This is a genomic window from Sedimentibacter sp. B4 (assembly GCF_000309315.1).
GTDB lineage: Bacteria > Bacillota > Clostridia > Tissierellales > Sedimentibacteraceae > Sedimentibacter > Sedimentibacter saalensis.
The window spans coordinates 1-278 of sequence record NZ_CANG01000305.1 but is presented as its reverse complement, the minus strand read 5'-3'; the positions used below and the strand labels follow the sequence as shown (position 1 = coordinate 278).

Annotated in this window: 1 protein-coding gene; it reads right to left on the bottom strand. The window is 62.9% G+C overall.

Annotated elements, in window-relative coordinates; all coding sequences use genetic code 11:
• Window positions 1-278 (bottom strand): hypothetical protein (locus BN358_RS26350; protein WP_198018403.1); only part of this gene is annotated, 278 nt, incomplete at both ends.

Below are 278 nucleotides of genomic sequence, written 5' to 3'. Positions count from 1 at the left end.
CCATGAACCTGAAGGTTGGCCGACTGCCCGGGCTTGACCTTGTGATAGTTGCCCCAGTTCGTGGTGCCCCTCACGGTCACCGTCCTGGGGCTGGCCGAACAGGAACTGCTGTCGACCTTGACCAGGCCGCCCTGGTTGTCGGAGAGGTCTGTGGCCTCGAACGGCAGGTCCGTGCTGGACAGGTTGATCGTCACCTGCCAGGTGACCGAGGTCTCCGAGGTCGACGAGACCGTCACGTTGAGGTTGTAGTCGCTAAGGGTCGGGTAACCCCAGGAGGT